Here is a 22789-nt window from a genome sequence, read left to right on the forward strand (position 1 = left end):
TTTTGTATCTTTTTATAAATGGCATAATTAAGTTATCTTGATTACTATAAGATTTAAATCTGTTAAAATAAAATATTTTCTTTTAATATTTCAGTTATAGTAGTTTTATTTTGAATTGCTAGCATTATTTTACCTGAATTTTTAGTATCACCTAAAAGTATTCCACCTACAATTTTGTCTTCTTCATTGAAGAATAATTTACAATAGTTTACTTTAGAAGGATCTGAATAAGAGATATTTTTTGACTCTTCAGTAAATTGACCACAGGAAAATAATTTACAATTCATAGAAGCAAAGTTTGTTGATGTAACAAATGAAGTAAAATGAGATTCATCACCTACAGAATTAGATCCTGCTATTTTACCCATTTTTACAGAAGCAGGCCAATTACCATATACTGTTTTATTGTATTCACAAACATCTCCACATGCATAAATATCTTTTACTGATGTTTCCATTTTATCATTTACTATAATTCCCCTATCTGTTTTTATGCCAGCTCTTTCAGCTAATTGTTTATTAGGACGTATACCTACTGAAAATAGTACAATATCGCATTGTATAGTTTTGCCACTTTTTAATTTTACATTGGAAACTTTAGAGGTACCTTCAATTTCAGAAACACTGTCACCTAGAATTATTTCAACGCCAGACTTATCAATTGATTTTTTAAACAATTTGGCACCCTCGCTGTCAAGTTGACGTGGTAAAAGTCTATTAGAAAATTCTACAATAGTTACAGAAAGACCTAACTTTTTTAGTTCCCAGGCTGCTTCAAGACCTAGTAATCCACCTCCTACTATTACTGCCTTTTTGCTTTTATTGGCGTAATTACGTATAGCGTATACATCTTTTAAAAATTTTAACGTAAATACACCTTCTTTATCAGTGCCATTTATATTTGGAATAAAACTTGAGCTGCCGTTTGCCAATATTAATTTGTCGTATTCAAATTTTTCCCCATTTTCAGTTAAAACTTTTTTGGATTTTGTATCTATATCCTTCACTGGAGTATTTAAAATAAGATCTATTTTATTTTTATCATACCATGACTGATCCTTTACATAAAAGTAATTGTCAGGTACATCTTCTGATAGATATCCAGATAGTCTTGGTCTGTAATAGGTTGCATAATTTTCTGATGATATTATTTTTATAGATGTTTTACTGTTTTTAGATCTTATGGATTTTGCAGCATTAAATCCTGCAGCACCATTTCCGATTATTACAAATTTAGATGAAATATTAGATGAATTTTCACTATTATTTTCTTCGCTATCATTTATCTCAACAAATTGACTTGAATCTGCACCACATACTGGACAAATTTTTGGAGGTTTTTCACCTTCAAATATCATTCCGCACACAAGACACTTCCATTTTTTATTTATGGATTGATTTGTTTCATTATTCATATTCATCCTCCTATTATTATTTAATAATAATTATTATTTAATACAATTATAATATATAAAATAAATAATATCAATAAAATAAGACTAATATTTAAATGTAATCAATTTCGATACAATAAAAAGATCTATTGACAAAATTTTCATAAATATATATAATTATAATGAAATTATTATGTATTTATCAAAATATAACTTAATATTAATATTATTTTTATCATGATAGGGGAATATTTTTATGTGTAATTGTGAGTGTAATTTTCAGTTGCTTGCTCCAGTTGATGGTAAAGTGTTAGATTTATCAATGGTTCCTGATAAGATTTTTTCTAGAAGAATAGTAGGTGATGGTGTTGCTATACAACCTAAGGGGAATATAATTGTTGCACCTGCATGTGGAGAACTGTCTGTTGTTTTTAAAACAAATCATGCTTTTGGAATGATTCTTGAAAATAAAACCGAGGTTTTAGTACATATAGGAATAAATACCCTAGAGTTAAATGGAAAAGGATTTGAAAGACTTGCAGCGGAAGGATCAAAAGTTAAAGTTGGGGATCCTATTATAAAGTTTGATAGAGATTATATGGAAAAGAAAGGTTACTCAGTTATTATTCCAGTTATTATTACTAATTTAGAAAATGTATCAAATATAAATTATTTAAATATCAATTCAAATGTAAAATCAGGAGAGGATGCAATTTTAGATTATAAATTATAATAAAATATCAGAAAATTTAATATATCAAAAAACAGTTTGCATTCTATTACAATATTCGACACTAGTATACATTGAAAATCCCTAATATATTATTTGTGTATTTACTATGATATTTTTTATGGTATTAATTAATTTATGATGTCATATAAGAACGATAATTTATAAATACCCTTATCACAAAGTGACAGAATTTTTTTATGATATGTGTTAAGATGTTTTTTGTAAGCTTAAAATGTTCTTAAATCATTGTATAGGGGGAGTAAGTGTATGGTAGTAGAGAATTTGTCAAGGACGAAGAATGCTGGAGATTTGAAAATGGTTTATTTTTATAGATTAGTTAAAAGCAGTATAGATATTGCAGGTGATTGGCAGGCTTTTTCACTTCAATCTTACGGCATAGAAATAGAAAGACAGGATATATTAGGGGATAAGTTAATAAATATATGTAGAGATTGTATAAAAACTATAAGTCCAGATAGATATAAAGTACATAAATTGATTAAATTATTGTACGATTATAATGTATCTCCAATACATTTAGTTGATGTTATTGGTGATTATGTAGATAAATATATTTTGGATTTTGATAAACAGATTGAAACTATTGTATATTAAAAATTAAATTGTGCTTCCTTAAGGATAAATGTTGGCATTTATCCTTTTTATATTTATATTAAAAATTTATATATTGTGCTTTTAAAAATTTAATTTTTATTTTATCATATAAATAAAAATATAATTTAATTTGGAGATGATTTCTTGATTATAGGGATTGGGACGGATATAGTTGAAATATCAAGAATAGAAAAAGCTTTAAGCAGGCATTCAAGTTTTATTGAGAGGATTTTTAGTGAAGAAGAAATAGAATATTTTAGTAGTAAAAAGTTAGGTCCGGAATTTATAGCAGGACGTTTTGCAGCTAAAGAAGCAGTTTCAAAGGCACTTGGAACGGGATTCAGAGGATTTACTTTAAAGGATATATGTATAAAGAGGACTTCTTTAGGTAAGCCTACTGTAATTTTAAAGAAAAAGGCAAAATTTATAGCTGAAAAGTATGGTGATTATAAAATACATATAAGTATATCTCATGAGAGGAATAATGCAGTAGCATTTGCTATAATGGAGGTTGATTAAATTGGAAATTGCATCTGTACAGATTATGAGGAATATTGATAATTATTGTATAAATGAATTAGGAATACCTGGCATAGTACTTATGGAAAATGCAGCTTTGAAAGTTGTTAAAAATATTGACTTCCAAAAATATAAGTCTTTTTGCATAGTTTGTAGTAAGGGAAACAATGGTGGGGATGGATTTGCAGTTTGTAGGTATCTTTATAATTTAGGAAAAAACATAAAAGTATTTTTAGTTGGAAATGAAGAAGGGATGAGTCACGATTGTAAAATTAACTACACTATATTGAAAAATCTTGGAATATCTATAAATAAGATAAATGGCTTAAAAGAATTACAAGAATTAAAAAACTGCCTAAAGATTTCAGATGCCACAATCGATGCTATATTTGGCACTGGACTTTCAAGAGATGTAGAGGGAATATATAGTGATGTTATAAGTTGTATAAATGATAATGCAAATTATATTTTTTCGATAGATATACCCTCTGGACTAAGTGGGAATACAGGTAATGTTTTAAAAAATTGTATAAGGGCAGATAAAACTATTTCATTTCAACTTTTTAAGAGAGGATTTATGAAATATGGAGTAGATTCTTTTATTGGAGATTTAATAATTGAAGATATTGGTATACCAAAATCAGTTATTGAAAAATTTAATATTCAGGAATTTTTAATGGATAAATATTATATAAAATCTAAATTGAAGGAAAGAAATATATATGCACATAAAGGAGATTTTGGAAGGACTCTTGTTATTGCAGGATCAGCTGGATTTTCAGGGGCAGCTTATATAAGTACACAATCTGCAGTTAAAAGTGGATCAGGACTTGTTACACTTGCTTGCAGTAAAGACATACAAAATATTATGAGTGAAAAATTAACAGAAGCTATGACTGTTAAGCTAGAAGAATTTGATAAGGTAGAAAAGCTTATTAAAAATGCAGATTCCATAGCAATAGGACCTGGAATGGGAAATAATGAAACTACATTAAAAATACTGAAAAATACTATAGAAAATTCAAAGAGTACAGTTGTTATTGATGCGGATGGAATTAATGTTTTAAAAGATAATTTGTCTATACTAAAAAATAAAAGTTGTAGGATTATAATGACACCTCATTTAGGTGAAATGTCTAGAATTACTGGACTAAGTATAGATTATATAAAAGAAAATAGAATAGAAGTTTCCAAAGAGTTTGCTAAAAAAAACAATGTGATAATTGTACTGAAAGGATATAATACTGTTATTACAGATGGTTGGAAAGTGGCTATAAATTCCACAGGAAATAGTTCAATGGCATCTGGCGGAATGGGAGATTGTTTAACAGGTATAATTGCATCATTTTTATCACAAAAATATGAGGATTTTGATGCAGCTTGTATTTCGGTATATTTACATGGGCTTTGTGGAGATAGACTTTCAAAAGATATGTTCTGTGTAAGTGCAAGCGATATTATAAAAGAGATACCTTATGCAATAAAAGATCTATTAATATGATGAATATAAACTAGCACAGTAGAATAGTATTAGTAGTGGAATACATGTATTTGGAGGAGTAAAATGGTAAGGAAACTACTAATTGGTTTTATTATGTGCTTTATTATGGTTTTTGGGTTTACATCTTGTACCAAAAATTCAAAAAATCCAGAGGATACAATAAATGATCTTAAAGATTTAGATAGCTATAGTTGTAATGTAAACATTGAAATACAAAATGACAAGCAAAAATTGAATTACATGGGAAAGCAATTTTATGACGGAACATATGGCGACAGGTTTGAACTTGGAAAGGATAGAATATTTATATATAAGAAAGATAAAATATATGTAAAAGATTTAAAAAATGGAAGTACATACAATACAGATGAAGATTTTGATGGACTGTTTAAATTATGTTTTATAGATAAATATATACATCTTATCTATACAAATGAAAAGGTTGATAATTCCTTCAAAAATGTATATAATAAGGAATATCAAATTATAACTTTAGATATTCCTGGCAACAATAAAAATATATGTAAGGCTCAATTGTATATAGACACAACTAATAATAATCCAAAATATTTAATAATTTATGACTCCTTTGGGAAAAAAAGAGTAAGAGTTGAATACAATAATTTTAAACAAAATGTAAAATTGGATAAAAGTTTATTTAATATAGGTACTGCTAATAAATGAGGAGTGAAACGTTGTGGAAGAAGTTTTTAGACCTGCTTGGGTAGAAATTAATTTGGACAACTTAAGTTACAATGCTAAACAGATAAAAAATAAAGTAGGAGATAGGGATATAATAGGGGTAGTAAAGGCTGATGCATATGGACATGGTGCTGTTCAAGTGGCACCGGTACTTTTGAAAAATGGGTTTACAAAACTTGCTGTAGCTATTATAGATGAAGCTATAGAACTTAGAAAAAATGGAATAGAAAGTCCTATAATGATACTTGGAATAACTCCTGATAATTTGTTGGATAGTGTTGTGGAGTATAATGTAGAGCCAGCAGTATCATCATATAAATGTGCTGAAAAATTATCTATATTAGGTAGGAAATACAATAAAAAGATAAAAATTAACATTGCAGTAGATACAGGAATGGGAAGGATAGGATTTATACCTAATAAATCAGCTGTTGAAGATATTCATAAAATAAGTGAACTACCAAATATAGAAATAGAGAGCATATTTTCTCACTTTTCTACAGCAGATGAATTAAATAAAGATTATGCTAATTTACAATTAAAAAAGTATAATGAGTTTTATAATTTACTTCTAGATAGAAAAGTTCAAATAAATATGAGAAATTTAGCTAACAGTGCTGCAATAATGGAACTTCCGCCTACTTATTTTGATGAAGTAAGACCAGGTATAATAATTTATGGGTATTACCCATCAGACGAAGTAGATAAAAATACTTTAAATATAAAACCTGTTATGACTTTAAAAACTAGTATAGTTCATATAAAGACTTTAGATGCTGGTAAATATGTTGGATATGGAAGAAAATTTAAAACTTGTAGGAAAACTGTAGTTGCAACTTTGCCTATTGGATATGCAGATGGTTATTCGAGAAGACTATCTGGAAAGGCACAGGTTATCATACATAATAAATTTGCACCTGTAATCGGTAATATATGTATGGATCAGTGCATGATAGATGTAACTGATATTGAGAATGTAAATATTGGTGATGAAGTGATACTTATGGGAGAGAAAAATGATTTAAAATTTGATGCAAATAACATAGCCGCAATACTTGGAACTATAAATTATGAAGTGCTGTGCATGATGTCAAAAAGACTTCCTAGGGTGTATATAAAAGATAGTAAAATAGTAAAAGTTAAAAATTATATTATATAGTGTACTTAATAGTGTACTTAAAAATTAATATTTTCCTATTACATAAAATTGCAATATTTCTGTGAATACATATTGAATTTAAAATTTCAGAAATTAATTTATATAAGAGTTTATGCATGGCATAAGATATATTATTCAAAAAATAGGTAGAATAATGAAAGAATTTGAAATTTCTTTGACATACATATATATTATAGATATAATTGTCTTATGTTATATATCTTTTGCTTACGTTAATAGGAGGTATTAATTTTTAAATGTCAAATTCAAAAAGATTAGTAGTGAGCCTCTCAGAAACACTATATGATGAATTTAATAGAGCCCTTAAAGAAGATTGCAAAAAAAGAAGTGAATTTATTAGGGATGCTATCATATTATATATTAAGGAGAAAAAAAGGTTAAATAATATAGCTTTGATGGAAAGAGGATATAGGGAAATGGCACAACTTAATCTTGAGTTTGCGGAAATGGGCTTTGCACGCGACATAAAGGAATTTAAAGAATATGAAGCGAAGCTTTCGGAGAGTGATTTGCCTAATGACAACGGTAGTGAAAAGAGGAGATATATTTTATGCTGATTTAAGTCCAGTAGTAGGCTCTGAACAGGGGGGTATTAGACCTGTTATTATTATTCAAAATGATATTGGTAATAAGTATAGTCCTACTGTTATAGTTTCAGCTATTACATCGCAGATAAATAAAGCAAAACTTCCAACTCATGTAGAGGTTTCCTCAGAAGCTTATGGACTAAATAAAGATTCGGTAGTATTGCTGGAACAGATAAGAACATTGGATAAAAGAAGATTGAAGGAAAAAATCGGTCATATGACTGATGAAGATATGAAAAAAGTAGATGCTGCACTTTTAGTAAGTGTAGGTATTCAATAAACTGTTTTACATTTATAAGGGCAATTTATGCCCTTATTTTTTAATGCCAATATTTTAATAGTTTAATTTTTATTTATTTATGGTATCATGTTATTATGCTATAATGAAAAATATAGTGAGAACTTTCATAAGATGAGTATGAGGAGAGTTATAGATGATAGAGTTTAAAAATGTAAATAAAGTTTATAATAACAACATATTTGCACTATCTAATATAAACCTTAAAATTGAAAAAGGTGAATTTGTATTTTTGGTAGGTCCAAGTGGAGCTGGTAAAAGTACTTTTGTAAAAATGTTGCTTAAGGAAATTGATCCCACAAATGGAAGTATAATTGTAAATGGACAAGATATAACTTCTTTATCTAGAAATAATATACCTATTTATAGAAGAAAACTAGGCGTAGTTTTTCAAGACTTTCGTTTAATACCTACGCTTAATGTATATGAAAATATTGCTTTTGCTATGAGGGTAATTGAAGCCCCAGCAAAAGAGATAAGAAAAAAAGTTCCTTTAGTGTTATCACTTGTTGGATTATCAAAAAAATATAAAGCCTTTCCTGATGAGCTATCTGGAGGAGAACAGCAGAGAATAGCTTTGGCAAGAGCTATAATAAATAATCCTTCTATACTAATAGCAGATGAACCTACAGGAAATTTAGATCCGGATACATCGCTGGAAATTATGGATATAATAAATGATATAAATCAGGCAGGTACTACAGTACTTATGGCAACACATGCAAGGGATATAGTAGATGATATGAGAAAGAGAGTTATAGCACTAGATAAAGGCATTGTAGTAAGAGATGAACAAAGGGGTGCATACGGCGATGAGGATTAGCACAATAAAATTTTTTATACAAGAATCTTTTAGAAATTTGAAGAGAAATAAAACTATGAGCATTGCGGCAATAACTACGGTAGCAGCTACTCTTTTTATATTGGGGATATCACTTCTTACTCTGACTACTATAAGACAAGGCATACTTCAGGTTGAATCTAAAGTTGAAGTAAAGGTCTATTTAAAAGATGATATAACTTCAAAGCAAAAAGATGCTATAAAAAATAAAATTGAATCTATAGATGGAATTGTGAATTTGGATTATGAAACTAAACAGGAAGCTGTAGATAAATTTAAAACTCAATTGGGAGAGCAAAATGAATCATTAGTAGAGGGGTTAAAAAAGGATAATCCTCTTCCAAATTCATACATAGTTAAAGTCAAAACACCAGAAATTGTATCTCAAGTAGTAAATAGTATAAAGGGAATGGATGGAATTGATACTATTCAAGACGCTAGAGGAGTAGTTGATAAAATTATAAAAATAACAAATGCAATAAAATGGATTGGTACAATTGTTTTGATTATATTAATAGGAGTATCACTATTTCTAATTGGAAATACAATAAAGATTACTGTTTATTCTAGAAGAAAAGAAATTGGTATAATGAAATACATAGGTGCTACTGATTGGTTTATAAGGTGGCCATTTATAATAGAGGGTATAGTAATAGGTATAATAGGAGCTATTGTTTCGGATATTGTTTTATACTATATGTATAAAATAGTATATGCAAAAGCTTCATCTGCACCTTTATTGATGTGTTTTGTAAATCCACAATATGTTTATACACATATACTTGGTATATTTATTTTAAGTGGTAGTATAATAGGCGCAGTTGGAAGTATACTATCTATAAGAAAATTTTTAGCAGTTTAACATATAAATTTTTGACAAGATTAGCATGCAGTTTATTCTGCATGCTAATCTTATAGTTGTTTCAAGGAAATAGTTTTGCATAATTAAATTTTTTAGTGTTATAATTATTGAATATATATGAATAAGTAGTATGATGATAAATTACCATGTAGATATTATAAAAGAGGTGGGATAACTTGAATAAAAAGAAAAGGTGGTTATTTTATACTATAATAATCGTCCTCTTAACAAATGTTATGACAATATTTGGAACGTATAACTTTTGGAAAATAAAGCAAGGCGATGCTATTAACAAATTTTCAAAGCTATTTGAAGTCAGAAATATTCTCTATAAATATTATGATGGAAAGATAAGTGACGATGTGCTTTTAGAGGGTGCCTTAAAAGGAATGACTTCTTCATTGAATGATCCATACACAGTTTTTATGGATAAAGATGAATTTGAAGAGTTTAACACTGAAACTGAAGGAAGCTATGCCGGCATAGGAATTCAGGTAACTTCTAAAGATAATAAAATTCAGATTGAAAATGTGTTCAAAGGGACACCTGCTGAAAAGGCAGGTCTTAAAGATAATGATATAATACAAAGTGTAAATGGAACTGCAGTAGATGGAAGTCAACTTGATAAAGCAGTATCTATAATGAGGGGAAAAGAAGGAACGGAAGTTACCCTTACTATTTATAGGCAGGATAAAGGTAGTTTTAATGTTAAAGTAAAAAGAGAAAAAGTAAGTATGCAAACAGTTAATGGAGAAATGATAAATTCACAAATAGGATATATACAAGTAACTATGTTTGATGAGAATACGGCTGAAAACTTTAAAAATAAACTTGTAAGTCTCAAAAATAAAGGTATGAAATCATTGATAATTGATTTAAGAGATAATCCAGGAGGAGTTCTTAGTCAATGTGTAGATATGGTTTCAAATTTTATACCAGAAGGTAAAGTAGTTGTTTCAACAACTGATAAATATAATAATAAAAAGGAGTATAAATCAGATGGAGGAGATTTTAGTAATTTACCTATAACTATACTTACAAATGGCAATACTGCAAGTGCATCAGAAATATTCTCAGGAGCTATAAAGGATTATAAAAGAGGAACTTTAGTTGGAGAAAAGACTTTTGGGAAAGGTGTAGTTCAAACTATGTTCGATACAGGAGATGGAACTGCTTTAAAAGTAACTATTTCAAAATGGTATACTCCAAATGGATATAATATACACAAAAAAGGAATAACTCCAAATGAAGTTGTGGAATATCCGGATAGTCTTAAAGGGAAGACTTATGATAGAAATTTAGATCCACAATTTAAAAAGGCACTTGAGATTGCTGAAAATAAGATAAAATAGATAATTTAGTTAGACTAAATACTAAAGTATTATTATAATATATTATATATTTGACATTTTAAATTAGACAGACAAAATTCTGTCTAATTTAATTTATGTGTGTGGTTTGGAGAGGGGTATTAACTTTTAATGAATATACTGATATATACTTTAAGGTCTATAGCTTATGCACTTACGGAACCATATTTATTGATCGTGCTAGTTATTTTGGCCTTTGTATTACATAGAAAAAATACACAAACTGTAGCTATGCAAAAGATGATAATTGGAGAAAAAGTAAATTCTTCTTTTGAACTAACTATATCCCAGATTGTAATAGGAATTTTTGCAGGAACTTTAGCAAGTATTATAATGTCTTATTTGGGAATAGTATTTGATCAAAGTTCTGCAGTTGATTTGGTGTTTTTGGCTTCTATTGTATTTATGTTTTTCAATCCAAGGTTTATATGTTTTTCATATTCTGGATCAATAATTGGACTTTTAAGTGTTTTTCTTGCTATGGCTTCTTCGTACTTTAAAATTCCAGATTTAGATTTTTTAAATATAGATGTGGTTTCACTTATGAGCATGATTGCAGTACTTCATTTTATAGAAGGCATACTTGTTATGATTGATGGTAAAACAGGGAGTATACCTATATTTACAAGCAAAAATGGAAAAATAATTGGTGGGTTTGCACTTAAAAGATATTGGATAATTCCAATAGCTATATTCTTAGCTATACAGACTAAATCAATAAGTTACTATTCATGGCAAGTTGTTTCTATGCCTTCTTGGTGGCCTGTTTTAAAAGGGCAAACACTAAGTGGTATTTTAAACAATGTAGTACTTATACTTATGCCGTTTTATGCTGTAGTTGGATACAGTTCAGTGACATTTACTAAAAATACAAGGCAAAAGTCATTTATGTCAGGTATAATTATAATGACTTATGCTGTAGTTATATTTATCTTAGCCCAGCTAGCAAGTGTGAATTTGTTTTTTAAGATATTCGTTCTTATAATGGCTCCTGTTGCACATGAAGGAATGAGGATTATACAGACATATTTTGAAACTACAGGAACGCCCAAATATATAAGTAGTAGTGAGGGCATTATGGTACTTGCAGTTGCTCCAAATTCTCCTGCACATGAAATGGGTATAAAAAGTGGAGACCTATTAGTTGAAATAAACAATATAAAGGTTGAAAGTGAAGATAAAATAATAGAAATACTAAATGAATGTTCAAATTTCATATGGCTTAAAGTAAAAAGGGTTACTGGAGATTTTGAACAACTTACTTATAATAAAATGAATAGCGAAAAAAGACTTGGAATAGTTTTTGTACCAAGAAATGTTCCAAAGAACAGTATGGTTGTAAAACTTAACAAAAATAAATTTTCAGATATATTAGATAAAATAAAAAACAATGATGAGGATGATTAAGAATGGGAGTTTTCAAAATACATTCTAAGTTTAAACCAAAAGGTGATCAACCACAGGCAATAGAGAGTATAAGTCGTGGAATTTTACGAGGAGATAAATTTCAGACACTTATTGGTGTAACTGGATCTGGTAAAACATTTACTATGGCAAATATAATAGAAAAGGTTCAGAAGCCAACTCTTGTACTTGCACATAATAAAACATTGGCAGCTCAGCTTTGTTCTGAATTTAAGGAGTTTTTTCCCGAAAATAGTGTAGAGTATTTTGTATCTTACTATGATTACTATCAACCTGAGGCATATGTACCTCAAACAGATACATATATTGAAAAAGATGCCTCAATAAATGATGAAATAGATAAATTAAGACACTCTGCTACGTCTGCTCTTTTTGAAAGAAGAGATGTTATAGTAGTGGCATCTGTGTCATGTATATATGGACTTGGAAATCCAGAAGAATATAAAAAACTTACTATATCTTTAAGACCAGGAATGGTAAAGGATAGAGATAAAATTATAAAGAAACTTGTGGAAATACAATATGAGAGAAATGATATAAATTTTGTAAGAGGAACTTTCAGAGTTAAAGGAGATATACTTGATATATTTCCAGCATCTTCTTCTAATCATGCCATAAGAGTTGAATTTTTTGGTGATGAAATTGACAGAATAAAAGAGTTTGATGCCTTAACTGGGGAAACAATTGGGATTAGAAATCATGTGTCTATATTTCCAGCATCTCACTTTGCTACATCTAAGGAAAAAATGGAGATAGCTATAGAAAAAATAGAAGATGAATTGGAGGATAGATTGAAAGAATTAACCTCACAAGATAAACTCTTAGAAGCTCAAAGAATAAAACAGAGAACAAATTTTGATATAGAGATGATGAGGGAAGTTGGATACTGTAGTGGTATTGAAAATTATTCTAGGATACTAGATGGTAGGGCTAAGGGAAGTCCTCCACAGACACTTATAGATTATTTCCCAGATGATTTTTTAATGTTTATAGATGAAAGTCATGTAACTTTGCCACAGGTAAGAGCTATGTATGCAGGTGATAGATCGAGAAAACAGTCACTTGTAGATTATGGATTCAGACTTCCATCTGCATTTGATAATAGACCACTTAAATTCGAAGAATTTGAGAAAAAAATAAACCAGGTTGTATTTGTAAGTGCTACTCCTTCAGATTATGAAAAAGAACATTCCCAAAATATTGCAGAACAGATATTGAGGCCAACTGGACTTTTGGATCCTGTAATTATAGTAAAGCCAGTTAAAAATCAGATAGATGATCTGTACACTTCTATAAATGAAACTATAGAAAAGGGATATAGAGTACTTGTGACAACACTTACGAAAAAAATGGCAGAAGATTTAACTGATTATTTTAAAGATATGAATATAAAAGCAGGATATATGCATTCAGGTATTTCTGCAATTGATAGAATGAAAATAATAAGGGATCTTAGAAAAGGTGAATTTGATGTACTTGTTGGAATTAATCTTTTACGAGAAGGACTGGATATACCTGAAGTTGCATTAGTTGCAATACTTGATGCAGATAAAGAAGGATTTTTAAGATCTGAAAGATCACTTATACAGACAATTGGAAGGGCAGCTAGAAATTCAGAAAGTAAGGTCATAATGTACGCAGATACTATTACAGATTCCATGAATAAAGCTATTACAGAAACTAATAGAAGAAGAAAGATACAGATAGAATATAATAAAAAGCATGGAATAGTTCCAAAAACTATAAATAAAGATATAAGAGAAGTTATAGAAGCAACAGTTGTAATGGAAGATAAAAAGAAGTATAACAGTTTAGATGAAGCAATAGAGGGCAATAAAGAAAGTATAGATAAATTAATAGAAGAGAATTTGAAACAGATGAAAAAGGCAGCAAAAGAGCTTAGGTTCGAAGAGGCAGCTAGGCTAAGAGATAATATAGAAAAACTAAAAAAACAAAAAAGAGCCTTATGATTTTAATATACTAAGTTATAGTAGTATACTATAATAATTTAAAATATTGATATACACTAAGGAGTTATAAACATGAAAAATAGCATAATTATAAAAGGTGCTAAAGTCCACAACTTAAAGAATATAGATTTGACTATACCTAGAGATAAGCTTGTAGTTTTTACTGGACTTTCGGGATCAGGAAAGTCTTCGCTTGCATTTGATACATTGTATGCTGAAGGTCAGAGAAGATATGTAGAATCATTATCTGCCTATGCTAGACAATTTTTAGGTCAGATGAATAAACCCGATGTAGAGTATATAGAGGGACTATCACCAGCAATATCAATTGATCAGAAGACAACTAGCAAAAATCCACGTTCTACAGTAGGTACAGTTACTGAAATATATGATTATTTGAGGCTATTATATGCAAGAATTGGTGTACCACACTGCCCTAAATGTGGAAGAAAAATAACACAACAAACTGTAGATCAAATGGTAGATAAAGTTCTTTCAATGCCTGAAAGAACTAAGATACAAGTGCTTGCGCCTATTATAAAAGGGCGTAAAGGGCAACATATAAAGGTTATGGAGAATATAAAGAAAAATGGATATGTTAGAGCTAGAATTGATGGAGAAATTTTTGATCTAGAAGAACAGGAAATAAACCTAGATAAAAACAGAAAACATACTATAGAAGTAGTGGTTGATAGATTAATTGTCAAAAATGGAATAGAAAGTAGGCTAACAGATTCAATAGAAACATCTTTAAAACTATCAGACGGTATAGTAATTATAAATGTTATTGGAGGAGAAGATATACTCTTCAGTGAGAAATTTGCATGTGTTCACTGTGGTATAAGTATAGAAGAAATTACTCCTAGAACATTTTCATTTAATTCTCCATTTGGAAAATGTAATACTTGTGATGGACTAGGTACTCTTATGGAAATAGATGATAAGCTTGTAATACCAGATAAAAGTAAGAGCATACTTGAAGGAGCTGTACTTCCATGGAAAAGTGGAAGCTTGAGAGAGGATTCATGGACATTTAGTATATTAAAAGCACTTTCTCGTAAATACAAGTTTAAGTTAGATACTCCTATAGAAAAACTTAGTGACAAGGTTGTAAATATACTCCTTTATGGATTAAATGGTGATAAAATAAAAGTTAAGTACGAAAGAGAAGGAAGACTTATGGAATTCAATCATGCTTTTGAAGGAGTAGTCAATAACTTAAAAAGACGATATATGGAAACAAATTCCGATTATATAAAAGGTGAAATTGAAAATTATATGAGTGATAATCCATGTCCTAGTTGTAGAGGTGCAAGACTTAATCCTGAAGCATTGTCTGTAACAATAGGAGATAAAAATATTTATGAACTGTGTAGTATGTCTATAAAAGATGAGCTTAAGTTCTTTGATAATATAAATCTTTCTGAGAGGGATACTATAATAGCAGATCAGGTGTTAAAAGAAATAAAGAAAAGGCTTAAGTTTTTAATAGATGTTGGTCTTGATTATTTAACATTGTCTAGATCTTCAGGTACACTCTCAGGTGGCGAATCTCAGAGAATAAGACTTGCAACACAAATAGGATCCAGTTTAGTAGGTGTTCTCTATATACTCGATGAGCCAAGTATAGGACTTCATCAAAGGGACAATGATAGACTTATAAAAACGCTAAAAAATCTTAGAGATGTTGGTAATAGTGTAATTGTAGTGGAACATGATGAGGACACTATAAGAGCTGCAGACTATATAGTTGATATAGGACCGGGAGCAGGAGAACATGGTGGTGAAGTAGTTGGAGTTGGAAAATTATCTGATATAATTAAAAGTGAAAGATCAATAACTGGGCAATATCTTAGTGGAAAGAAGAAAATAGAAGTTCCTAGATCTAGGCGAAAGGGAAATGGAAATTATATAAAAATAGAGGGAGCTTGTGAAAATAATTTAAAGAATATAAATGTTTCTATACCTCTTGGAGTTTTTAATTGTGTAACTGGTGTGTCAGGCTCTGGGAAAAGTACACTTGTAAATGAAGTACTTTATAAAGGTCTTAATAAACAAATTAATGGTTCTAAAGTAAATCCAGGCAAGCATAAAGATATACTTGGAATAGAGAATATAGATAAGGTTATAAATATAAATCAAAGCCCAATAGGAAGGACTCCAAGGTCAAATCCTGCTACATATACAGGAGTTTTCGACATTATAAGAGAAGTATTTTCAAATACACCTGAGGCTAAAATGAGAGGATATAAACCTGGACGATTTAGTTTCAATGTAAAGGGAGGTAGATGTGAGGCTTGCAGAGGTGATGGAATAATAAAAATTGAAATGCAGTTTTTATCAGATGTTTATGTACCTTGTGAAGTATGTAAGGGAAAAAGATATAATAGAGAAACTTTGCAGGTTAAATATAAAGGCAAAAATATAAATGATGTTTTAAACATGACAGTAGAAGAGGCACTTGAGTTTTTTAAAAATATACCGAGAATAAAAAATAAACTTCAGACTTTGTTCGACGTAGGACTTGGATATGTCAAGTTAGGCCAACCTTCAACTCAACTATCTGGTGGAGAAGCGCAGAGAGTTAAGCTTGCATATGAACTTTCTAAGAGAAGCACAGGAAGGACTCTTTATATATTAGATGAACCAACTACAGGACTTCATACAGATGATGTAAAAAGGCTTATAGATATACTTCAGAGAATTGTAGATAAAGGGAATACAGTTGTTGTTATAGAGCATAATTTAGATGTTGTAAAATGTGCAGATTATATAATAGACCTTGGACCAGAAGGTGGAGAAAAAGGTGGAAAAGTAATATGTGCGGGTACTCCTGAAAAAATAATTAACAATCGAACTTCTTATACAGGACAGTACCTTAAAAAAATGTTATAATCTACATATCGACTAGCATATCTGAGTTATTATGCTAGTTGTTTCATCTTTATGGGAGGATATTAAAAATGGATCTAAGTAAATTAAGCTTGATTTTTAAGATTATAATTATAGGTATAGTCTATATTATAATATTTTGGTCTTTAAGGATAATGTACAAAGATATAAAAAATGGCAGTAGAAGAAATAAGGTATCAAATAGAAAGTCATTTGGACTTGAGGTGATTTCAGTAGGAAGTAATTCAAACCTTAGGAAGGGATCTGTTATACCTATAAGAAGAGGAATAACAATAGGTAGAAAGAGTGACAATATATTAAGACTTGAAGATCCATATGCATCGTCACACCATGCTAGATTGTATATAAAAAATGGTAAGGACTGTATTATAGAAGATTTGGGAAGTACCAACGGAACTCTTTTAAATGGAAAGAAATTAAATGGACGAGAGTATCTCAGTTCAGGAGATGAAATAAAAATAGGGAATACATCTTTTAGAGTTATAGAATAAATGTTGTGTTAATGGGTGGTGAATAAGTTGGATACTACTAAAGGTGAAAAAAAGCTCCTTAGATATACATATTTACTGTGTTTAGTTTGCTTTTTTAATATTGCAGTGATAAAACAGCCTTTTGATAAAGGAGCTATGATAATGGCCGTAGTTACATGTCTTCTTATAGGATATTCTTATTTTGTAATAAGAAAGTTTTTTTCTGATGGCGACAAGTACATATTTATTTTTTCAAGTATACTGTCAGTTATAGGAATGGTTATGCTTTATAGAATAAATATGACATTTTCTATTAAACAAATTATATGGTTTGCTCTTGGTGTTACTGGATTTATACTAATTGTGGTTTTAATGCCGGATACAGTCAGCTTTAGCAGGTATAAGTACATATATTTAATAATGACTTTAATATTTATGAGTGCAGGTACAATTTTTGGGGTTGAAATAAATGGATCTAAAAATTGGGTTAGTTTTGCAGGAATCCAGTTCCAGCCATCTGAGTTTGGGAAGTTAACTTTAGTAGCTTATTTAGCATCGGAATTGAAAGATTATAAAAATTTTAAGAATCTTATAGTTCCTGGGATAGTTGTAATGATAAGTCTTGGATTCATGGTTATTCAAAAAGATCTAGGTTCAGCTTTAATATTCTTTGGAATATCTATAACAATGCTATATATAGCCACATCAAAATTTAAGTATGTTATAGTATGTTTCTTACTTGCAGCAGTAGGTGCAGTTTTAAGTTATAATATGTTTGACCATGTCAAAACAAGGGTTATGATATGGAGAAATCCATGGCCATATGTAAATAATCAAAGTTATCAGATAGTTCAATCAATGTTTTCAATAGCATCTGGAGGACTTACAGGATCGGGACTTGGACTTGGACATCCAGAATATGTTCCAATAAATACTACTGACTTTATATTTGCTATTTTGTGTGAAGAATTTGGCATATTAATGGGATTTGCAGTAATAATATTGTTTTTTTTGCTTTTTTATAGGTGTATGAGAGCTGCTGTATATTGTAGTGATAAATTTTCAAGACTTTTAGCTGTAGGGTATAGTGCTATGATTGCATCTCAGGTATTAGTAATAGTTGGAGGAGTTATGAATGCAATTCCACTTACAGGTGTAACACTGCCCCTTGTAAGTTATGGAGGAAGTTCTATGCTAATAACGTTTTTTTCCTTAGGTATAATTCAAAAGATATCCGAGGAGGCTAGATAGTATGAATAATATAGTTAATAATATAAAGAAAGTAATGCTTGTGTTTTTGATGTGTTTTATAGGACTTATTTCATATATGACATATTTTGAAATGATTGTTGGTCCTAATATAGTAAACAGTAGTTACAACAGAAGAATGTGGATTAAGAGAAATGAAGTATTAAGAGGTACTATATATGATAGAAATGGTAATGCTTTAACTAAAAGTGAGCCTATAAACGCAGAAACACAGAAAAGGGAATATACTGGAGGAGAAATATTCGCTCATGTACTTGGATATGTTAATGAAAAGTATGGTATAACTGGACTTGAAAGAAAATATGATTCTGAGCTCATGTCTACAGATGTAAAAGACAGCTTAAAAAGTCTTATTGAAAATAAGGGAAAATCTGTGAAGAAAGTTGGAAATAGTGTAAAAACAACTCTTGATACAACTACACAGAAAAAAGCCTATGATCTTTTAGGAAATAATAAAGGTGCAGTAGTAGTGCTTAATCCTAAGACAGGAGCTGTAATTGCTATGGTATCAAAGCCTTCTTTCAATCCTAATAATTTAGAAGAGGAATGGGATTCTATTAATAAGAACTCAAGTAGACCATTACTTAATAGAGCAACGGCAGGATTATATCCACCAGGATCTACTTTTAAAACTGTTACTGCTATAAGTGCTCTGGAAAATATAGATAATGTAAAAAGTAAAACTATAAATGATACAGGATCAGTGCAAATAGGATCAGATTATATATTACATAACTATAATGGGGAAGTTCTTGGAAATATAAATTTTGAGCAAGCATATGCTCATTCAAGTAATGTATATTTTGGAACTCTCGGATTGGAACTTGGAAATGAAAATTTAAAAAATACGGCAGAAGAGTTTTATTTTAATAAGGAGATCCCTACAGATGGAATACCTGTAGAGCCAAGTAACTTTCCAAAATTGAAATCATATGAAAAAGGAAGTATAGCACAAAGTGCAATAGGACAGAGCAGTGTTCTTGCAAGCCCGCTTCAGATGGCTGTTGTAGTTAGTACAATAGCTAATGGTGGAGTCATGATGAAACCTCATCTTGTAAGTTCTGTAAGTACAAGTACAGGGAATCTTGTAAAATCTATAGAACCGGAATCAGTAGGTCAGATAATATCTCCAGATATTGCAGATACAATGAAAAAAATGATGAAATCTGTTGTAGATTATGGTACTGGAGGTCAAGCTGCCATAAATGGAATAGAAGTTGCTGGAAAGACTGGAACTGCAGATAATACTGAAATGGGAACTAATTCACCACCTCATTCATGGTTTATAGGATTTGCGCCTTATGATGATCCCCAAGTAGCTATTGCAGTAATTGTTGAAAATGGAGGCCAAGGCGGAATTTTAGCTGCATCCATTGCATCACAAGTAATGTATACTGCACTTGAAAAATAGATACTAGAAATACAATGAAATATGTAATTTCCCGGGAAATTTTATTATAAAAAGTAATATTATAATTCATTTAATGTTATAATATAGTCATTAAGAGAGATATTAAACCAATGAATTAACATTTTGCAAATTATAATAAATTATAATAAAGAGGAGAATAGAATGAAGGGTAAAACTCACGTAGGTATGGGAATACTTGCATTCTTATCTATATATAAAATAATTCCTGGGGGATTTACTTATGTTGGCTTGATCATAGCTGCATTTTCATCAGCACTACCTGATGTTGATCATCCAAAGAGCATAATTAATAAGTACATTCTTCCTTTTAAAAATAAAATGACTAAGGTTACTATATATAGTTGCTTAGGTATAATAGTATTATGGTATGATTACCTTTTTTTAAATGAACCAATAGTAAAAGCAATTGGTATAGTCCTTATAATGATAGCTGTATCTTCACATAGAAATGGACTTACCCATAGCCTTACGGGAATGTCCATGTTTTCGTTTATTGCAGGATATATTGGTAATATGTATGATGTACAATATTTGGTATATTATTTTATGATAGGATATGGCATGCATCTTTTATGTGATATGTGTACGGATAGAGGAGTACCTCTTTTCTATCCTTTTAGAAAGAAGAGAGTAAAATTTCCAGTTACATATAAAACTAACTCTAAAATTGGCTCTGCTATAGAACAGCTTCTTATGATATTTGGACTTCTTTTTACTATCTATAAAATACCTGTTATATTTTATAAATAGATTTTTAAAAACTTAATTCTATAGATAGGTGGTAGACAATAGAATGTTTGATTTTGATTATCAGTTAAAAGTACTTCCAGATAAACCTGGAGTATATATAATGAGAAATTCTTCTGAAGAAGTCATATATGTAGGAAAAGCAAAGGTATTGAAAAATAGAGTTAGACAGTACTTCCAAAATTCAAGAAATCATTCAAGTAAAGTAAAAGCTATGGTGGATAATGTAGCAGAGTTTGAGTATATAGTTACAGATTCGGAAATAGAAGCTTTAATATTAGAGTGTAATTTAATAAAAAAGTATAGACCTAAATATAATATATTGTTGAAAGATGACAAGCATTATCCATTTATAAAAATAACTATGGATGAAGATTTTCCAAGAGTTATGATTACAAGAAATATAAAAAGAGATGGTGGAAAATATTTTGGACCTTTTCCAAATCCATCTTTTGTATATGAAACTATAGAACTTATAAAAAAGATATTTCCAATAAGAAGCTGTAGAATGAAAATAGAAGAAGGTAATACAAATGTAAGACCTTGTTTAAACTATTTTATAGGATTATGCAAGGCACCTTGTGCTGCCCATATAAATAAAAAAGATTACAAAAAAATAGTAGATGAGATTATAGAGTTATTATCTGGCAAGGATAAAGATATAATAAGAAAATTAAAACTGGACATGGAAGCAGCTTCAGAAAATATGGAATTTGAAAAAGCTGCAAGTCTGCGAGATAAGATATTTGCAGTGAAAAAAGTAACTGAAAAGCAGAAAATAATAACCGGGAATTTTGAAGATGAAGATTTCATAAATATATCTTCTGATGAAAATGACAGCTGCATACAGGTGTTTTTTCTGAGAAATGGGAAAATAGTTGGAAGAGAGCATTATATTATAGAAAACACAGGGGGATTGCCAGAGGATGAAGTAATAGCAAACTTTATCAGAGAGTTTTATGGGGGAACTGCACATATCGCAAAGAACATATATGTACCTTGTGTTGAAGATATTGAACTCCTTTCTGAATGGTTGAGTATGAAAAAGGATTCTAAAGTGACAATTAGAATTCCACAAAGAGGAGATAAAAAATTAACATTGGATTTAGTTAAGAAAAATTCTGAAACTATGCTTAAAAATTTTAAAAGAAAGTTTATTCAAGATAAGAATGATAAAAAAGAGGCGTTAGAACAAATTGCTGAAATTTTAGGACTTGATGACATTCCACATAGGATAGAAGCTTATGATATATCTAATATTCAGGGAGTGGATTCAGTTGGCAGCATGGTGGTATTTGAAAATGGAATTGCAAAGCACAGTGATTATAGAAGATTTAAAATAGATACAGTTAAAGGAGCAAATGATTATGATAGCTTAAGGGAAATACTGACTAGAAGATTTAAACATGGTTTAGAGGAAATTTCCAGAATACAGCAAAGAAATTTGAAACTAAGTTCAGGAAAATTCTGCATATTTCCAGATTTAATACTTATGGATGGAGGAAAAGGTCAGATAAATATAGCTCTTGAAGTACTTAAAGGATTTGAAATAGATATACCTGTTTGTGGTATGGTAAAAGATAATAATCACAAAACAAGAGGAATTATCTATAATAATATAGAACTTAAAATAGATTCTCATTCAAGCCTTATGAAACTTATAACTAGGATACAAGATGAAGTCCATAGATTTGCTATAACATATCACAGAAGTTTGAGAAATAGAAGAGTTTTTCATTCTGTATTAGACGATATACCAAATATAGGAAATAAGAGGAGAAAAGAACTTTTAAAAAAATTTGGAAGTATAGAAAATATAAAGAAGGCAAATTTTGATGAACTTTTAAAGACACCTTCTATTAATAAAAGTGCTGCAGAGAGCATTATAAATTATTTTAAAAAAACAGAATAATTAAGTTTGAATAGATCTTGATTAAAATATGTGCATAAATTATACTAAG

At 29.6% G+C, this 22789-nt stretch carries 20 protein-coding genes; 19 read left to right on the top strand and 1 reads right to left on the bottom strand.

What is annotated here, in order from left to right; translation table 11 throughout:
* Positions 1 to 62: 62 nt before the first annotated feature.
* Positions 63 to 1415, bottom strand: coding sequence for an FAD-dependent oxidoreductase (locus tag H2684_RS05110; RefSeq protein ID WP_182088335.1), 1353 nt, complete (start codon positions 1413 to 1415; stop codon positions 63 to 65).
* A 235-nt stretch (positions 1416 to 1650) separates the two neighbouring features.
* On the opposite strand from H2684_RS05110, the gene H2684_RS05115 reads away from it, so the two are divergent.
* From H2684_RS05115 to uvrC, 19 genes are all read left to right on the top strand, one after another.
* Positions 1651 to 2127, top strand: a complete 477-nt coding sequence (locus tag H2684_RS05115; RefSeq protein ID WP_182088336.1) for a PTS glucose transporter subunit IIA — start codon at positions 1651 to 1653, stop codon at positions 2125 to 2127.
* A gap of 267 nt (positions 2128 to 2394) precedes the next feature.
* Entirely contained in the window at positions 2395 to 2742 is a 348-nt protein-coding gene (locus tag H2684_RS05120) for a DUF6514 family protein (protein ID WP_182088337.1), read from the top strand.
* Between the two features lie 144 nt (positions 2743 to 2886).
* Complete coding sequence (acpS, locus tag H2684_RS05125; protein WP_182088338.1) at positions 2887 to 3261, top strand: holo-ACP synthase; 375 nt, start codon at positions 2887 to 2889, stop codon at positions 3259 to 3261.
* 25 nt (positions 3262 to 3286) lie between these two features.
* Positions 3287 to 4762, top strand: a complete 1476-nt coding sequence (locus H2684_RS05130) for an NAD(P)H-hydrate dehydratase (RefSeq protein WP_182088511.1) — start codon at positions 3287 to 3289, stop codon at positions 4760 to 4762.
* 63 nt (positions 4763 to 4825) lie between these two features.
* Positions 4826 to 5446, top strand: a complete 621-nt coding sequence (locus H2684_RS05135; RefSeq protein WP_182088339.1) for a germination lipoprotein GerS-related protein — start codon at positions 4826 to 4828, stop codon at positions 5444 to 5446.
* Between the two features lie 13 nt (positions 5447 to 5459).
* Positions 5460 to 6623 carry an alanine racemase gene (gene alr, locus H2684_RS05140; RefSeq protein ID WP_182088340.1) on the top strand — a complete coding sequence of 388 codons (1164 nt, stop codon included), beginning with the start codon at positions 5460 to 5462 and terminating at the stop codon, positions 6621 to 6623.
* Positions 6624 to 6880: 257 nt separating this feature from the next.
* Positions 6881 to 7201: a CopG family transcriptional regulator gene (locus H2684_RS05145; RefSeq protein WP_182088341.1), complete on the top strand. Its 321-nt coding sequence runs from the start codon at positions 6881 to 6883 to the stop codon at positions 7199 to 7201.
* Positions 7161 to 7511: a type II toxin-antitoxin system PemK/MazF family toxin gene (locus H2684_RS05150; RefSeq protein ID WP_182088342.1), complete on the top strand. Its 351-nt coding sequence runs from the start codon at positions 7161 to 7163 to the stop codon at positions 7509 to 7511. The genes H2684_RS05145 and H2684_RS05150 overlap by 41 nt, the downstream gene beginning before the upstream one ends.
* Positions 7512 to 7665: 154 nt before the next feature.
* Positions 7666 to 8352, top strand: a complete 687-nt coding sequence (gene ftsE, locus H2684_RS05155; RefSeq protein ID WP_182088343.1) for a cell division ATP-binding protein FtsE — start codon at positions 7666 to 7668, stop codon at positions 8350 to 8352.
* Entirely contained in the window at positions 8342 to 9232 is an 891-nt protein-coding gene (gene ftsX, locus H2684_RS05160) for a permease-like cell division protein FtsX (protein ID WP_182088344.1), read from the top strand. The genes ftsE and ftsX overlap by 11 nt, the downstream gene beginning before the upstream one ends.
* Before the next feature lie 176 nt (positions 9233 to 9408).
* On the top strand, positions 9409 to 10584 hold the full coding sequence (locus H2684_RS05165) for a S41 family peptidase (RefSeq protein WP_182088345.1): 1176 nt from the start codon (positions 9409 to 9411) through the stop codon (positions 10582 to 10584).
* Positions 10585 to 10713: 129 nt separating this feature from the next.
* Positions 10714 to 12009: a PDZ domain-containing protein gene (locus H2684_RS05170; protein WP_182088346.1), complete on the top strand. Its 1296-nt coding sequence runs from the start codon at positions 10714 to 10716 to the stop codon at positions 12007 to 12009.
* Between the two features lie 2 nt (positions 12010 to 12011).
* Entirely contained in the window at positions 12012 to 13997 is a 1986-nt protein-coding gene (uvrB, locus tag H2684_RS05175; RefSeq protein WP_182088347.1) for an excinuclease ABC subunit UvrB, read from the top strand.
* A gap of 72 nt (positions 13998 to 14069) precedes the next feature.
* A complete protein-coding gene (gene uvrA / locus H2684_RS05180; RefSeq protein WP_182088348.1) occupies positions 14070 to 16892 on the top strand; it encodes an excinuclease ABC subunit UvrA in 2823 nt (940 codons plus the stop codon).
* A gap of 68 nt (positions 16893 to 16960) precedes the next feature.
* Positions 16961 to 17401, top strand: a complete 441-nt coding sequence (locus H2684_RS05185; RefSeq protein ID WP_182088349.1) for an FHA domain-containing protein — start codon at positions 16961 to 16963, stop codon at positions 17399 to 17401.
* Between the two features lie 27 nt (positions 17402 to 17428).
* Entirely contained in the window at positions 17429 to 18631 is a 1203-nt protein-coding gene (locus H2684_RS05190; protein ID WP_182088350.1) for an FtsW/RodA/SpoVE family cell cycle protein, read from the top strand.
* A 1-nt stretch (position 18632) separates the two neighbouring features.
* A complete protein-coding gene (locus H2684_RS05195) occupies positions 18633 to 20060 on the top strand; it encodes a penicillin-binding transpeptidase domain-containing protein (protein WP_182088351.1) in 1428 nt (475 codons plus the stop codon).
* Between the two features lie 162 nt (positions 20061 to 20222).
* A complete protein-coding gene (locus tag H2684_RS05200; RefSeq protein WP_182088352.1) occupies positions 20223 to 20831 on the top strand; it encodes a metal-dependent hydrolase in 609 nt (202 codons plus the stop codon).
* A gap of 43 nt (positions 20832 to 20874) precedes the next feature.
* On the top strand, positions 20875 to 22740 hold the full coding sequence (gene uvrC, locus H2684_RS05205) for an excinuclease ABC subunit UvrC (protein ID WP_182088353.1): 1866 nt from the start codon (positions 20875 to 20877) through the stop codon (positions 22738 to 22740).
* Positions 22741 to 22789: the final 49 nt, after the last annotated feature.

Origin of the sequence: Clostridium sp. cel8, from assembly GCF_014050525.1 — a bacterium.
GTDB lineage: Bacteria > Bacillota > Clostridia > Clostridiales > Clostridiaceae > Clostridium_B.

What these genes read in the sequence shown, in the direction of transcription:
- H2684_RS05170 (WP_182088346.1), top strand. Translation starts at nt 10,714, where the DNA reads ATGAATATACTGATATATACTTTAAGGTCTATAGCTTATGCACTTACG.
- H2684_RS05150 (WP_182088342.1), top strand. Translation starts at nt 7,161, where the DNA reads ATGACAACGGTAGTGAAAAGAGGAGATATATTTTATGCTGATTTAAGT.
- H2684_RS05200 (WP_182088352.1), top strand. Translation starts at nt 20,223, where the DNA reads ATGAAGGGTAAAACTCACGTAGGTATGGGAATACTTGCATTCTTATCT.
- H2684_RS05120 (WP_182088337.1), top strand. Translation starts at nt 2,395, where the DNA reads ATGGTAGTAGAGAATTTGTCAAGGACGAAGAATGCTGGAGATTTGAAA.
- H2684_RS05130 (WP_182088511.1), top strand. Translation starts at nt 3,287, where the DNA reads ATGAGGAATATTGATAATTATTGTATAAATGAATTAGGAATACCTGGC.
- ftsX (WP_182088344.1), top strand. Translation starts at nt 8,342, where the DNA reads ATGAGGATTAGCACAATAAAATTTTTTATACAAGAATCTTTTAGAAAT.
- uvrA (WP_182088348.1), top strand. Translation starts at nt 14,070, where the DNA reads ATGAAAAATAGCATAATTATAAAAGGTGCTAAAGTCCACAACTTAAAG.
- H2684_RS05145 (WP_182088341.1), top strand. Translation starts at nt 6,881, where the DNA reads ATGTCAAATTCAAAAAGATTAGTAGTGAGCCTCTCAGAAACACTATAT.
- H2684_RS05115 (WP_182088336.1), top strand. Translation starts at nt 1,651, where the DNA reads ATGTGTAATTGTGAGTGTAATTTTCAGTTGCTTGCTCCAGTTGATGGT.
- uvrC (WP_182088353.1), top strand. Translation starts at nt 20,875, where the DNA reads ATGTTTGATTTTGATTATCAGTTAAAAGTACTTCCAGATAAACCTGGA.
- H2684_RS05110 (WP_182088335.1), bottom strand. Translation starts at nt 1,415, where the DNA reads ATGAATAATGAAACAAATCAATCCATAAATAAAAAATGGAAGTGTCTT.
- ftsE (WP_182088343.1), top strand. Translation starts at nt 7,666, where the DNA reads ATGATAGAGTTTAAAAATGTAAATAAAGTTTATAATAACAACATATTT.
- H2684_RS05185 (WP_182088349.1), top strand. Translation starts at nt 16,961, where the DNA reads ATGGATCTAAGTAAATTAAGCTTGATTTTTAAGATTATAATTATAGGT.
- uvrB (WP_182088347.1), top strand. Translation starts at nt 12,012, where the DNA reads ATGGGAGTTTTCAAAATACATTCTAAGTTTAAACCAAAAGGTGATCAA.
- H2684_RS05135 (WP_182088339.1), top strand. Translation starts at nt 4,826, where the DNA reads ATGGTAAGGAAACTACTAATTGGTTTTATTATGTGCTTTATTATGGTT.
- H2684_RS05195 (WP_182088351.1), top strand. Translation starts at nt 18,633, where the DNA reads ATGAATAATATAGTTAATAATATAAAGAAAGTAATGCTTGTGTTTTTG.